This is a genomic window from Desulfovibrio desulfopostgatei, assembly GCF_053570645.1.
In genome coordinates this window covers 3,104,926-3,117,559 of sequence record NZ_JBRBQS010000002.1, presented here as the reverse complement: position 1 = coordinate 3,117,559, position 12,634 = coordinate 3,104,926, and the positions used below count along the sequence as shown (strand labels likewise).

General features: G+C 61.3%; 12 protein-coding genes. 6 read left to right on the top strand and 6 right to left on the bottom strand.

What is annotated here, in order from left to right:
* Positions 1-9: 9 nt before the first annotated feature.
* The gene (locus ACUZ9Q_RS13570; RefSeq protein ID WP_022658895.1) at positions 10-594 is read right to left on the bottom strand and encodes a hypothetical protein; all 585 of its coding nucleotides are present in this window, start codon (positions 592-594) and stop codon (positions 10-12) included.
* Between the two features lie 239 nt (positions 595-833).
* Here ACUZ9Q_RS13570 and serS point away from each other — a divergent pair, with 239 nt between their 5' ends.
* On the top strand, positions 834-2,108 hold the full coding sequence (gene serS / locus ACUZ9Q_RS13565) for a serine--tRNA ligase (protein ID WP_323390196.1): 1,275 nt from the start codon (positions 834-836) through the stop codon (positions 2,106-2,108).
* Positions 2,109-2,191: 83 nt separating this feature from the next.
* On the opposite strand, the gene ACUZ9Q_RS13560 is transcribed toward serS, so the two are convergent.
* From ACUZ9Q_RS13560 to ACUZ9Q_RS13540, 5 genes are all read right to left on the bottom strand, one after another.
* A complete protein-coding gene (locus ACUZ9Q_RS13560) occupies positions 2,192-2,680 on the bottom strand; it encodes a hypothetical protein (protein ID WP_449248041.1) in 489 nt (162 codons plus the stop codon).
* A 90-nt stretch (positions 2,681-2,770) separates the two neighbouring features.
* A complete protein-coding gene (locus ACUZ9Q_RS13555; protein ID WP_225529932.1) occupies positions 2,771-3,562 on the bottom strand; it encodes a DUF4198 domain-containing protein in 792 nt (263 codons plus the stop codon).
* Between the two features lie 141 nt (positions 3,563-3,703).
* The gene (locus tag ACUZ9Q_RS13550) at positions 3,704-4,345 is read right to left on the bottom strand and encodes a class II aldolase/adducin family protein (protein WP_308584503.1); all 642 of its coding nucleotides are present in this window, start codon (positions 4,343-4,345) and stop codon (positions 3,704-3,706) included.
* Between the two features lie 33 nt (positions 4,346-4,378).
* Complete coding sequence (gene thiL, locus ACUZ9Q_RS13545) at positions 4,379-5,446, bottom strand: thiamine-phosphate kinase (RefSeq protein WP_215648187.1); 1,068 nt, start codon at positions 5,444-5,446, stop codon at positions 4,379-4,381.
* A gap of 1 nt (position 5,447) precedes the next feature.
* Positions 5,448-7,751: an ATP-dependent helicase gene (locus tag ACUZ9Q_RS13540; protein ID WP_227118680.1), complete on the bottom strand. Its 2,304-nt coding sequence runs from the start codon at positions 7,749-7,751 to the stop codon at positions 5,448-5,450.
* A gap of 117 nt (positions 7,752-7,868) precedes the next feature.
* Here ACUZ9Q_RS13540 and ACUZ9Q_RS13535 point away from each other — a divergent pair, with 117 nt between their 5' ends.
* The 5 genes from ACUZ9Q_RS13535 to panB all read left to right on the top strand — a co-directional run bounded on the left by ACUZ9Q_RS13535 (position 7,869) and on the right by panB (position 12,563).
* Positions 7,869-9,125: a multidrug effflux MFS transporter gene (locus ACUZ9Q_RS13535; protein ID WP_215648189.1), complete on the top strand. Its 1,257-nt coding sequence runs from the start codon at positions 7,869-7,871 to the stop codon at positions 9,123-9,125.
* A gap of 133 nt (positions 9,126-9,258) precedes the next feature.
* Positions 9,259-10,026, top strand: coding sequence for a class I SAM-dependent methyltransferase (locus ACUZ9Q_RS13530; protein WP_449248040.1), 768 nt, complete (start codon positions 9,259-9,261; stop codon positions 10,024-10,026).
* Positions 10,027-10,036: 10 nt separating this feature from the next.
* Positions 10,037-10,573 carry a hypothetical protein gene (locus tag ACUZ9Q_RS13525; protein ID WP_227118683.1) on the top strand — a complete coding sequence of 179 codons (537 nt, stop codon included), beginning with the start codon at positions 10,037-10,039 and terminating at the stop codon, positions 10,571-10,573.
* Between the two features lie 272 nt (positions 10,574-10,845).
* Positions 10,846-11,733, top strand: a complete 888-nt coding sequence (gene speB, locus ACUZ9Q_RS13520; RefSeq protein ID WP_192112600.1) for an agmatinase — start codon at positions 10,846-10,848, stop codon at positions 11,731-11,733.
* Positions 11,730-12,563: a 3-methyl-2-oxobutanoate hydroxymethyltransferase gene (gene panB, locus ACUZ9Q_RS13515; protein ID WP_215648191.1), complete on the top strand. Its 834-nt coding sequence runs from the start codon at positions 11,730-11,732 to the stop codon at positions 12,561-12,563. The genes speB and panB overlap by 4 nt, the downstream gene beginning before the upstream one ends.
* Positions 12,564-12,634 lie beyond the last annotated feature (71 nt).

Here is a 12,634-nt window from a genome sequence, read left to right as displayed (position 1 = left end):
CGCATGGGCTTATTTTTTTGCCTCGATGGTCTGGACAATCTTGTGCGCCATGGGCTTGACCAGGTCGCGCAGAGTTTCCAGCATCAGGTTGTCGGCAGCGCTGCCGGAGGGCAGGCCGGTACGCGACTGCGAAGCGTTGAGCGATTCACGCAGGATGCGCGCCTGCCGGTTGGCAAGCACGTAGTTTGCGCGCAGCGATGTGGACATGTCGGTGGTGGACGTTTCGCGGATGTTGGCTTCATCGACCTGGCCAGTGACCATAAAGTCGGGGTTGCCCTTGCGCGCTTCGTTCACGCTGATGGAATAGGAAACCTGCATGCCGTTGCGCGCAAGTTCATCGGCCAGAGCCTTGCTGATCCACTGGGCGACATTGTCGGTGGTGACAAACGCGCTGCTGTCGCGGCGGGTGCCGATGACGGTCTGATCCATGCGTTTGTCTTCAAACATCACAACGGTCACACGGGGCGCGTTGGGAGAAGGAAGCACCGAAGCGTCCAGCGCGGGCGGCGGCAAGAGTCGAACATTGTTGCTCGGCCCGCAGGCTGCAAGCAACGCCAGCAGGGATACACAAAGAACAATGCGTAAATGTTTCATAACGGCCTCACGTAACTTGTATAGAAAATCTCCAGAATACTCGTTACTACGTATACGCAAAATTTGCCTTTTGCAAGGTTTGCAGGTCTGCCTGCGCCGGATTGTCAGATACAGGCCGCATGCAGCCGCCTTGCAGGCAGCGGCCCAGCATGCTACAGCCTGTCTGTTGCGCTCCCCATCCTCATGCGGAGCAGATTCTGCTATATCCCGCGCGGTGCGCGTTTTTTTCAGGAGCGGCTATGATTGACCTCAAACTGGTGCAAAAGCAGCCCGAAGTGCTGACCAAGGCTTTGACCGACCGGCATTCGGATCTGGATGTTAATGAATTTCTGGCGCTGGACGCCCGCCGCCGCGCCCTGCTGACCGAGGTGGAAACCCTCAAGAGCCGCCGCAACGCGGCCTCTGCCGAAGTGGCCGCCAAAAAACGCGCGGGCGAAGACGCCACGGCCCTGCTGGCCGAAATGAGCGGCGTTTCCGACCGTATCAAGGAACTGGACGTTGAAACCGCCCAGGCCAAGGCCGATGTGGAAACATGGCTCATGCGCGTGCCCAACCTGCCTGACGCCGCCGTGCCAGTGGGCAAGGACGAATCGGAAAACGTGGAAGTGCACCGCTGGGGCACGCCGCGGGAATTTGATTTTGAGCCGCGCGAGCATGGCGATCTGGGCGTGGCCCTTGGCGGGCTTGATTTTGAGCGCGCCGCCCGCCTGACTGGCAGCCGTTTTGTGGTGTCCCTGAACTGGGGTGCCCGCCTTGAGCGCGCACTGGTAAACTTTTTTCTTGATCAGCACACAGTGGCCGAAGACTATATTGAAGTCTGCCCGCCCTATATGGTCAACCGCGCCAGCATGACAGGCACGGGCCAGTTGCCCAAGTTTGAGGAAGACCTGTTCAAGCTGCGCGAGTGGGAATACTATCTGATCCCCACTGCCGAAGTGCCGCTGACCAACCTGCACGCTGGCGAAGTGCTGGACGAGGCCGATCTGCCCCGCGCCTACTGCGCGGCCACGCCCTGTTTCCGCTCCGAGGCGGGCAGCGCGGGCAAGGATACGCGCGGCCTTATCCGCATGCACCAGTTCACAAAGGTCGAGATGGTGCGTTTCGCCCATCCTGACGACAGCTTCAACCAGCTTGAGATCATGCGCGGTCATGCCTGCAACCTGCTGGAAATGCTCGAACTGCCCTACCGCGTCATCACTCTCTGCACGGGGGACATGGGCTTCAGCTCTGCCAAGACCTATGATGTGGAAGTGTGGCTGCCCACGCAAAAAACCTTCCGCGAAATTTCGTCCTGCTCCAATTGCACGGATTTTCAGGCCCGCCGGGCCGATATCCGCTTCAAGCCCAAGGGCGGCAAGGCCATGTTCCTGCACACGCTCAACGGCTCCGGCCTGCCCACGGGCCGCACCATTGCCGCCATCCTTGAAAACTGTCAGCAAAAGGACGGCAGCCTTGTGCTGCCCAAGGTGCTGGTTCCCTACATGGGCGGCAGGGAAGTTATCGAGCCGAAATAAACGCTTATTGCCATATGTAAAAACGGGTGCTTCCATCAGGAGGCACCCGTTTTTTTGCGGTCAAAAATAATTTGGAGCGGCGGTCAGACCGTAAGTTTTTTTCTGCGCCGCAGCACGGCTGCCGCCAGCGCCATGTTGGCGATCAGGCTCAGGCCAAGCAGAATACGCAAGGGCATGGCAAAGCCGCCCGGCCTAGCATCGTGCCCGCTGTCTGCTGCTGCGGCCCCCTGAGCGGCGCTGACCTCCACCGGGTGTTCAACCCTGTGGCCCATGTTGTCGGCCATGATGATACGCCAGCGGCCCGGCGCATCAGGCATGAAGGCAAAGCGTCCCTGCGCGTCAGTGCGGCCATTCTGAAATTCCACCTTGTCGTCTGCGGGGCTGTAAACCTCCACCTTGGCATAGGTGGGCTGCTCGCCGCTGGAGTAGGCAAACTGCACAAGCACCACGCCGTCGTGCCGGGTGTCTGCCGCATACAGGGCATGGGCCAAAACCTGGGCCGCAGCGCCTGTCAGAAGCAGCGCAACCGCAAGGCTGATGGCGGCGCAGCGCCCCAAAAGGAAAATGCGCATATAACTATCCTTGCCTCAAGCAGGTCTGGGAATGCGATCAGGCGGGAGAAAGCTAACCTTCCCCCGCCTGCGTGCGTGTGGATATGGGGGCTACTTTACGGGGAACACATAGGTGGCGCGCAGATGGTGCTCGTCAGCGTCCGCGCCGGGGGTCTTTTCAACCACCGTGGTACGCAGCATCCACAGGGCGGGCTTGTCCACGGTAAAGGAGGCCTTGCCCTGCGCATCGGTCTGCGCCTTGGATTTGTAGGTGTCCTGATCCTTGCTGAAGGCATCGTGGGTCAGGCCCACAGTGGCATTGGGCACGGGCTTGCCGCGCAGCAACACCTGTACGTTCAGGGGTGCGCCGGGCTTGATGTCTGCGGGGTTGGTCAGCAGCACAAGTTCCAGATCCTGGCCAAGTGCCTTGCCGAACAGGGTGTCGTTGCTGGCGGGATTGAGCAGGGTCTTGGCGAATTTTTCATACTTGCCGGAAGATTTGACCTTCATGCCCTTGGCTTCAAGGGCGGCGCGGCTGCCTTCCATTTCACCCTGCGTTGTTTCGCACCATATCTGGGGCAGGCGGTGGCCCACCAGCATGGCGGGGCCGTTCTGCGCGAGGGTGAAGTCGCCCACCAGCGAAACGAGCGCCTTGTCTTCCACAAGGGCGATGTCGGTTTTTTTGTCGCCCTGCAAGAGGTACAGACGCACGTTGGCGGGATTTTCGGCTTCTTCGCTGACCATGAACACATGGGCTGCCTGCGCCTGCATGCGGGTTTTCTGCCCGGCGGCAGGGGTTGCCGTGTCGGGCTTGAGGATAAATTCGTGGGCCAGGGCGGCAGTGCTGGAAATCATGAGACCCATAAGGGCCAGGGCAGCGCAGAAGTGCGAACGGATATGCATGGTGGGGGGCTCCTTTGAGTTTGTGTTACGAAATTTTATTGAATGCTACAATAGCGCATATGTTTTTGCAAGTTGTAACACTTAAAGAAACAAAAAAGCCCGCAAGATGCGGGCTGAAAGAAAAGTGCGGCAATGCCTGCACTAAACTGTGGCAAGTATCTGCAGCGCGGCAAGATGTTCCAGTTCTTCTGCAAGGCACAGGGCTTCGGCCAGGGTGCGCCCAAGGCAGCACAGGCCGTGCCCGGCCATCCACACGGCATCCTTGCTGCTGGCAGCCAGAGCCACGGCGTCTGCCAGCTCGGTAGTGCCGGGGGGAAGTGCCGGGGCAAAGCCCAGCTTGGCCCGCCATACTTCGGCTTCAAAAAGGGGCAGGCGCAAAAAGTCTTCCTGTCTGCCCGCCAGCCGCAGGCTCAAGGCGAGCAGTCGGCGGGGATGGGTGTGCAGAATGGCGTTGCAGTCCGGGCGAGTGCGGTAGATGGCGAGGTGCATGCCTGATTCGGTGGATGCGGGACCGCCGGATACAACAGCGCTAGTGGCGATGTCCATAAGGCAGCAGTCGGCGGCGGTCAGCCTGCCCTTGGCAGCGCCGCTGCGGGTGATGCAGACAAGCCCCGGCGTATGGGCGTCAAGCCTGCGGCTGGCGTTGCCGTTGCAGCCGGACAGCAGGCCCTGCTTCCATGCATCGCGGCAAACTGCGCGAAATTCTTCAACCATTTCAGAAGGGATGGAAGGTTGATCTTCTGGGATCGGCGCGGTTGTTGACCGCTGCGAGGTGATGCTCATGCGGGTTTTCCTTTGTTTTGCCATGCGCGCATGTCAGGCTTCCTGCCCTTTGCGTTCAAAGTGGTCAAAGCCGCGCATTTCCGCCAGAGTGTCCAGTGGCTCGTTGTTGCACACAATGCCGCCGCCCGCAGTCACAACGCCGATGCTTGTAAGGCGCGGTATGGCAGCATGCAGGGGGGGCAGCATGTCGGGTGCGCACGAACCAAGCAGGGCGTAATCCTCGCCGCCAAGCAGGGCCTCGTGTACGGGATTTTTGCCATTGGCCTCGGCATAGCCCACTACTTCCGGGTGCAGTTGCCCACGGGCCAGCATGATCTCCGCCCCCAGACTGCCGCGCGAGACCTGACCCGCAGCGCTCAACTCGCCCGTAAGGCCAAGCAACCGGGGCAGATCACGCATGATGCCGTCAGAAACATCCATGAGCGCAGGCGGCCGGGCGTTGAATCCCGCCCGCGCCAGCATGAGGCCAGCGTCCACCTGCGGCTCGGGGTGCAGGTGCGCCGCGCAGGCGGCGGGCCACAGATCCAGGGCCGCGCGGCCCTGAGCTTCAAGAGCTTTGAGTCCCACGCGGGCAAGGCCCAGACGCCCCACCACAAAAAGCACATCGCCGGGCATGCTGCCGCCGCGCACAAGAAAGGTACCGGGGTCGGCGGGCTCGCCCCACACGGTCACAGAAATATGCAGCCGCTCGCAGCCGGAAAGGTCGCCCCCGGCCAGCACCATGTTGTGCTGCTTGGCAAGACCCGCCATGCCCGAGAAAAACGCGTCCAGCCACGGTTCGTCCACCCAGCCGGGCAGGCCGAGGCACAGGGTAAAGGCCGCGGGCCGCGCCCCGCAGGCCGCAAGATCGCTCACATTGACAGCCAGCGCCTTGTAGCCTGTTTCTTCAGGGGTAAAATACGAGCGGCGAAAATGCACGTCTTCCAGAAAAAGATCGCTGCTCACGGCAAGGGGCTTGCCGCCGCGCAGCACGGCGCAGTCATCGCCCCTGCCCAGCAGCAGGGAAGGCCCGGTTTGCGGAAAATGTCTGCCAAGACAGGCCAGAATGCCGTCTTCAGAAAGAGAGCCATGAGAAGCCGGGGATGCGTGGGGCGGAACCATATCAGCTCTCCAGAATCAGATATTCGCTCAGGATGACCTTGAGGCCGAAGCCGGGGAAATTCACCTGCACCTTGTCCGGCGGCAAATGACGCACGATCTTGCCGCGCCCGAAAATACGGTGACGGCAGTAACACAGTTCGCCATCGCCTGCGGCTTGTGGCCTTGAATTCCCCTGCGTGGGCACAGGAGCGGGTGCAGGATTCGTCAGAGGAGTGGCCTGCCTGCCCGCATCGTCTGGCGCAAGCTGGCAGTCGTCATAGGCATCGTGGCTCGGCGAGCGCTGCGGACGCGGCAAAAGCCCGCCAGAAAAGCCCTGCGCGCCGCTAGGCCCGCCAGCGGAAGGCATGGCGGTTTTACGCCCAAAACCTACGCCGCCCACGCTGCGGCGCGAAAGCACACCGCCAAACCCTTCAATCCATTCTTCAACCATGCCGGGTGCAAGCTCGCGCACAAAGGGGCTCTGGCTCACGTGCTGACTGCCGCGCTCCGCCCTGTTGTAGAGCGAGGCAGGGGCGTAGAGGTCAAGGCACTGGCGCGCGCGGGTGCAGGCCACGTACATGAGGCGGCGCTCTTCTTCAAAATCTTCTGGCCGGGCCAGTGCGTGGCGCGAAGGAAAGCGGTCTTCCACCAGATCAATGATCAGAACGGCGTTCCACTCCAGCCCCTTGGCCGAATGCACGGTGGAAAGGGTGATCTTGCCCTCGTTGCTGTCGGCGTCATCGTCTTCCGGCGCTTCAAGGGCAAGATCTGCCACAAAAAGATCCAGCTCGCTGTAGCCGGAGGCCATCTGGATGATTTCTTCCAACCCCTGCTGGCGGCGGGGCCAGTCTTCCGGGTAGAGGGCTTCGAGGCGGGGGCGGTAATGTTCAAGAACGGACGACAGCGTCCCCGATGGCGGCATGGGCCGGGCGCGCAGGTCGTCCACAAAGCGCATGTCTTCCAGAAAACCCGGATACTTGGCAAAGGCTTTTTCTGTGGATTTCTGGTCGCCGCTGCGGGCCACGGCATAGAGTTTTTCTACCGTCTTGGGGCCAATGCCGCTGTGCTGGGCCGCCACGCGGGCAAAGGCGGGCAGGTCGAGCGGGTTGAGCAGCAGGCGCGCGTAGGCGATAACATCCTTGACGTGGGCAGCCTCGGTATAGCGCAGCCCCCCGTATTTGCGAAAGGCAATGCCCGCCTGATTGAGGGCCATTTCCAGGTTATAGGAATGGAAGCCCGCGCGGAACAGCACCGCGATTTCGTGCGGCAGGTGGGTCGCCAGCAGTTCCTCAACCCGGCGCACCACCAGCTTGGCCTGACTCATGTCGCTGAGCGGCGTCACAAGGCGCACGGGGTCGCCGCCTTCCTTGCGCGTGAACAGGTTTTTGCGGAAGGATTCCGCAGCGTGGGAGAGCAGGTTGTTGGCCACATCCAGCACGGGCTTGGTGGATCGGTAGTTTTCTTCCAGCCGCACCACGCGCGCGCCGGGAAAAAGCGTTGGGAAGTCCAATATGTTGCGCACATTGGCGCCGCGAAAGGCATAGATGGACTGGGCTTCGTCGCCCACCGCCATAACGTTGCCCGGGGGGCCGTCCAATGGCCCTGCCAGCAGGCGCACAATGCGGGCCTGAACCAGGTTTGTATCCTGATACTCGTCAACGAGAATATGGCTGAACCTCTGCCGCAGCGAGGCGGCCGCCAGCGGATTTTCGCGCAGCAGGGCCTCAAGCTCGAACAGCAGATCATCGTAATCCAGCAGGCCCTTGTCGCGGCGGTAGGCATTGTAGGCATCGCCCAGCCGGGCCAGGCCATCGGCGTGGGGCAGCAGGTGAAAGGCCTCGCGTCGCAGCACTTCGTCCAGCGGCAGCTCCTTGTTGCGGGCCTTGCTCAGCAGCCCCACAATGCTCTGGGTTTTGGGAAACGACCTGTCGCCCTTGCCCAGCTTGAGCTGATCCTTGCAGTGCTTGACCGCCTCGTTGATGTCGGCGGAATCCATGACTGTAAAAGGTCTGTCGCCAAGCCAGTCGGGCTTCCAGCGCCGGAGCGCCCCAAAGCCAAAGGCGTGAAAGGTGCCGCCCTGCACGCCCGCAAGCCCCTGATTGAGCAACAGCCCCGCGCGGTGCAGCATTTCCTGCGCTGCCTTGCGGGTAAAGGTGAGCAGGAGCATGGCGTCAGGTTCGACGCCGTGCTCTGCCAGCCATGCCAGACGGTAGACGATGGTGCGGGTTTTGCCGCTGCCTGCGCCTGCCACAACCAGAACCGGGCCGTCGCCGCAGGTGGCTGCCTCGTACTGGGCTTCGTTAAGGGCTTGAGCGTAATCAATCATGTGCGCAGGGTAGCATAAGGCGGCAGCGCATACCAGAGCCGCGCAGGGGTGTTCCCCGCCCTTGACTTTGCCAGCGTCCGTCCCGAATATCGCGCAAAGAAAAGAAAAAGGACAAACATGCGCATTACGGAAAATGATTATATTGTGGGTGCCGGCGCAAGGCTGCCCCGCCGTCGCAGGCTGTTTCTGGCGCTCTTGCTGGGCATGATGGCCGCCTTTGGCCCGCTGTGTACCGATACCTATCTGCCAAGCCTGCCCGCCCTGGCGGCAGACCTTAATATCTCCACGGCAACAACCCAGTTGACCATCACGGCCTGTCTGCTGGGCATGGCCCTCGGTCAATTGTTTGTGGGGCCCATTTCAGATTCCACCGGGCGGCGCAAGCCGCTGTTCATGGCGCTGATCTTCTTTACGCTGGCTTCCATCTGTTGCGCAGCGGCCAAAACGGGCAACAGCTTTATTGCCCTGCGTTTTGCGCAGGGGCTTGGCGGGGCAGGGGGCATTGTGCTGGCCCGCGCCATGGCCTGCGACCTGTTTCGCGGGCCGGAGCTGACCAACTTCATGAGCCTGCTCATGGCGGTCAACGGCATTGCCCCCATTACCGGGCCGCTCTTGGGCGGCTGGCTGGCATCCCTGAGCGGTTGGCCCCTGATTTTTTATTTTCTGACGGGCTTTGGGGTGCTGCTGATCGTGCTGAGCGCCGTGGGCCTGCCCGAAACCCTGCCGGAAACCATGCGCCGCGAGGGGGGCTTGCGCGCCTCGTGGAAGGCCATGGGCGAGCTTTTGCGGCAAAAACCCTTCATGTGCTATGTGGGCGTGCAGGGTTTCACCATGGGCGGATTTTTCGGTTACGTGGCGGCCTCGCCCTTTGTGCTGCAGGGCATGTACGGCATCTCGCCGCAGGGCTACAGCGTCATTTTTGGCTGCAACGCCTTGAGCGTCATGTTTGTTGCCCTTGCCACGGCCCGGCTGTCGCGCCGTTTTGGCGAAGCCCGTTTGCTGCAAATCGGCAACACGCTGCGCTGCGCGGCCTGCCTTGGCGTACTGGCCGTGACGGTGATAGCGCCAGCCTCGCCCTTGCCGCTGCTCGTGGGGCTGTTTTTCATGATCGCCCTCCAGGGCATGACGCTTCCCACCAGCTTTACCCTTGGCATCAGCGCGCAAAATGTGGGCGCGGGAACGGCCTCGGGCATTCTGGGCGTGGCGGTCTTTATTTTTGGCGCGTGCACCTCCCCTCTTGTGGGGCTGGCCGGGGGCGATACCGCTGTGCCGCTGGGTCTGGTGAGCGCCTGCACCGGGCTTGCCGCCGCAGTACTTGGACAAGTTGGCAACAGCGAAATGCAAAAGCGCGCATTGCGGGAAAAGCAGGCCTGAGCCTGCTCGTTTCTGGCGGGGATCGGGCGGCATTGTTGCTGCAAATCAGCCCGCCGCATTGACGCGCTGTAGTCTGATGTTTACAACAAGTGGCGCTTGCGCTTTTTTTCGCCGCGCAGGGAGAACCGGATTCATGGATTGGGATGCCCGTCTTTATGACCAGAGCCACGACTTTGTGGCAGCCTACGGTGAAAACCTGCTGGGGCTGCTGCCCGATGGTCTGGGCTTTGTTGTTGACGTAGGCTGCGGCACAGGCGCACTGACAGAAGCGCTGACCGCCAGAGCCGCCCGCGTGGTGGGCATTGACGCCTCGCCCGACATGATCCTGCAGGCCAGGATGCGTCTGCCGCGAGTGGAATTTCTGGTAATGGACGCCTGCGACATGCCGTGGAACGGCTGCGTGGACGCACTGTTTTCCAACGCCGCGCTGCACTGGATAGAAGATCAGGAGCGCCTGACCGCCGTCATGGCGCGGGCGCTGCGCCCCGGCGGCCTGTTGGTGTGCGAATTTGGCGCGCAAGGCAATATCGGGCGTATCCGCGCTGCCTTTGGGGCGGCCTTTCAGGCCGTGCTGGCGGGGGAAGGCATTGGCCCGGCGCATCTGAACAGCGAGCGTTTTTATTTTCCCTCGGCGCAGGAATATGCGGCCCTGCTGAGCCGCCACGGGTTTTCCGTGCGGCTGGCGGAAGAATACGACAGGCCCACCCCTCTCAAAGGCGGGGAAGAAGGCCTTGCCCGCTGGATGGCCCAGTTTTTTGCCCAGGATCTGGATTGCGTGGCCCCAGAGGCTCAGGAAAAAGTTTTTGCCGCCGTGGCGGATGCCCTGCGCGCATCCATGTGGAATAACGGCGGTTGGATTGCTGATTATCGGCGGCTGCGGGTCGTGGCCGTAAAACACTAAGGGAGTCTCCATGCCCGAAGCTCAAGAACAATTTCAGAATGGCGTTGCCAAGGTTCTGGAAGCCGTAATGTTCGAGAACTGGCTGCGTTTTTATTTCATCTCTGAAAAACCCGAAGCCCCTGCCGCTGCGGACGGCCAGCCCGCCCTGTTCATCGCCGTGCCGGTCAAGGCCATGGAGCGCATCAGCGAGATGTTCCCCCGGCTGCTGCCCCTGGCAGAAGACATGAACGGTCAGGAAGTGACCTTTGAAACTTCCCGCCGCGCGGTCTGTAATTTTGTTCTGGCCCATGTGGACGGTCAGGTCATGCCCCGCGATACTGCGGCCATGATTTTTGAGAGCGCCACCTTCCAGGTGCAGATGCAGCTTTTCAACGCCTGGGTGCAGATGCACGAAGAACAGCTTGACCGCAACTTTGTGGATTTTGGCGGCTGGCAGAAACTCTTTGACGAATGGCGCAATACGCCCGCCGCGCGCGAACTGGCCGAAAAGCTTTCCCTTTCTTTGCAGGGTGCGGCTGTTGCGCCGGGCAAGGACACTGTGCAGTAGGCTGTGCAAGAAAATATTTTGTACAGTTTTGCGCCTTCCAGGCAGGGCGCAGGCACGAGGGGTTAAACATTTTTAACGCGCCTATTGCGAGGCTGTAAAAAATTACCAATAAAAAGCAGCAGGTTATATGATTATCCGTATGCTGCTTTTTGTGGCACGGCCATTGCAGCTTGGAAAGTACCTTCCTTTCTTTTGCTGACAGTCTCCTCCAACCAAAACGGCCTGCCTCCCCAAGCGGGCCGTTTTTTTATGTCAAATCACGGCAGGATCACATGCAAGACAAGTTTCTGGCTTCTGAATATCCCCAGTCTGCACCGGAGCAGGCAGGGTTTCACATTATCCCCGTTCCTCTGGAGCAGAGTGTTTCTTATGGCGGCGGCACGGTCAAAGGCCCTCAGGCCCTGCTTGCCGCCTCGCATCAGCTTGAAGCCTGGGAATGCGGATTCGCACCGGGCGAGTCAGGTTTTTTTACCGCTCAGGCCGTGGACTGCGCTGGCCCCATAACCGACACGCTTGACCGCATAGAGGCCGCTGTGGCCCATGCCATTGCCTGCGAGGCAGTGCCTGTGGTGTTGGGCGGCGAGCATACCGTGACGCTCGGGGCCTTGCGGGCACTTGCCCGGCAGGCAGAAAAAACGGGCGAACCCTTTGGCGTTGTGCAGTTTGACGCCCACGCCGACCTGCGGCCCCAGTATGAGGGCAGCCCTTTTTCACACGCCAGCGTCATGTACCGCGCTGTGGCCGACCTCGGTCTGCCGCTCACGCAGTTTGCCGTGCGCGATTTCTGCCGGGAAGAAGCCGAGATCCGCAAGAAGTTCAACGTCACCCATTACGACGCCTATTTCCTCGCCCGTGTGGGCCTGCCGGAGCTGCCCCTGCCAGAGGATTTCCCCAAAAATATTTACATCACCTTTGATGTGGACGGGCTTGATTCGTCCATCATGCCAGCAACAGGAACGCCCTCGCCCGGCGGCATCAACTGGCGCGAGGCCCAGTACATGCTGGAACGCTGCGTGGCGGGCCGCCGCGTGGTGGGGCTGGACGTGGTGGAACTGGCCCCCATTGAGGGCCTGCACCATGCGGACTTTACGGCTGCCAAGCTTACCCACCTCATAATGGGTCTGGCCCACGATGCCAACCAGAAGGAGGCTCAGTCATGAAGAACACCATAGTTACCTTCCGCGAGGCCAAAGGGCAGGAAAAGCTCGTCATGCTGACGGCTTATGACTACAGCACCGCGCGGGTCATGGATATGGCCGGGGTGGATGCCCTGCTTGTGGGCGATTCGCTGGGTATGGTGATGCTGGGCTATCCCGACACGCTTTCCGTCACGGTGGACGACATGGTGCGCCACTGCGCCGCCGTGGCGCGCGGTGCGCAAAAAGCCCTTGTGGTCTGCGACATGCCCTTTATGAGCTACCATGTTTCTGTGGAAGAAACCGTGCGCAACGCCGGGCGGCTCATGACAGAAGGCCGCGCCCAGGCGGTCAAGCTTGAAGGCGGCGCGGAATTTGCCGCAGAAGTGCGGGCGCTGACGCGGGCTTCCATCCCCGTCATGGGGCATCTTGGCCTCACGCCGCAATCGGTGAACGCTTTTGGCGGGTTCAAGGTGCAGGGCAAAAGCATGGCTGCAGCCCAGAAGCTGCTGGACGATGCCCGCGCCCTGCAAGAAGCCGGGGCTTTCGCTCTGGTGCTGGAATGCGTGCCCGCGCCCCTGGCCGAGCGCGTGACCCAGGCCCTGTCCATCCCGGTTATAGGCATTGGCGCTGGCGCTGGCTGCGATGGTCAGGTGCTGGTGTGGCAGGATATGACGGGTATGACCCTGAGCCACCTGCCGCGCTTCGTCAAACGTTTTGGCGAAGTGGGCGCAAGCCTGCGCTCAGCGGTGGAGGCCTATGCGCGTGAAGTGCGCGCAGGCGCGTTCCCTGGCGAGGATCACGGCTATCCCCTGCCGGAAGGCATGGAGAAGACGCTGAAAAAGTTGAAATAACGCTGCCGTGTCACAGATATTTGAAAGCAAAACGCCCGCAATCGCGGGCGTTTTGCTTTTTCCGGCTAAGG

Coding starts and splice junctions, on each gene's coding strand:
- ACUZ9Q_RS13555 (WP_225529932.1), bottom strand. CDS start 3,562: ATGCATATCCGTTCGCACTTCTGCGCTGCCCTGGCCCTTATGGGTCTC.
- ACUZ9Q_RS13560 (WP_449248041.1), bottom strand. CDS start 2,680: ATGCGCATTTTCCTTTTGGGGCGCTGCGCCGCCATCAGCCTTGCGGTT.
- panB (WP_215648191.1), top strand. CDS start 11,730: ATGAAGAACACCATAGTTACCTTCCGCGAGGCCAAAGGGCAGGAAAAG.
- thiL (WP_215648187.1), bottom strand. CDS start 5,446: ATGGTTCCGCCCCACGCATCCCCGGCTTCTCATGGCTCTCTTTCTGAA.
- speB (WP_192112600.1), top strand. CDS start 10,846: ATGCAAGACAAGTTTCTGGCTTCTGAATATCCCCAGTCTGCACCGGAG.
- ACUZ9Q_RS13530 (WP_449248040.1), top strand. CDS start 9,259: ATGGATTGGGATGCCCGTCTTTATGACCAGAGCCACGACTTTGTGGCA.
- ACUZ9Q_RS13540 (WP_227118680.1), bottom strand. CDS start 7,751: ATGATTGATTACGCTCAAGCCCTTAACGAAGCCCAGTACGAGGCAGCC.
- serS (WP_323390196.1), top strand. CDS start 834: ATGATTGACCTCAAACTGGTGCAAAAGCAGCCCGAAGTGCTGACCAAG.
- ACUZ9Q_RS13570 (WP_022658895.1), bottom strand. CDS start 594: ATGAAACATTTACGCATTGTTCTTTGTGTATCCCTGCTGGCGTTGCTT.
- ACUZ9Q_RS13550 (WP_308584503.1), bottom strand. CDS start 4,345: ATGAGCATCACCTCGCAGCGGTCAACAACCGCGCCGATCCCAGAAGAT.
- ACUZ9Q_RS13525 (WP_227118683.1), top strand. CDS start 10,037: ATGCCCGAAGCTCAAGAACAATTTCAGAATGGCGTTGCCAAGGTTCTG.
- ACUZ9Q_RS13535 (WP_215648189.1), top strand. CDS start 7,869: ATGCGCATTACGGAAAATGATTATATTGTGGGTGCCGGCGCAAGGCTG.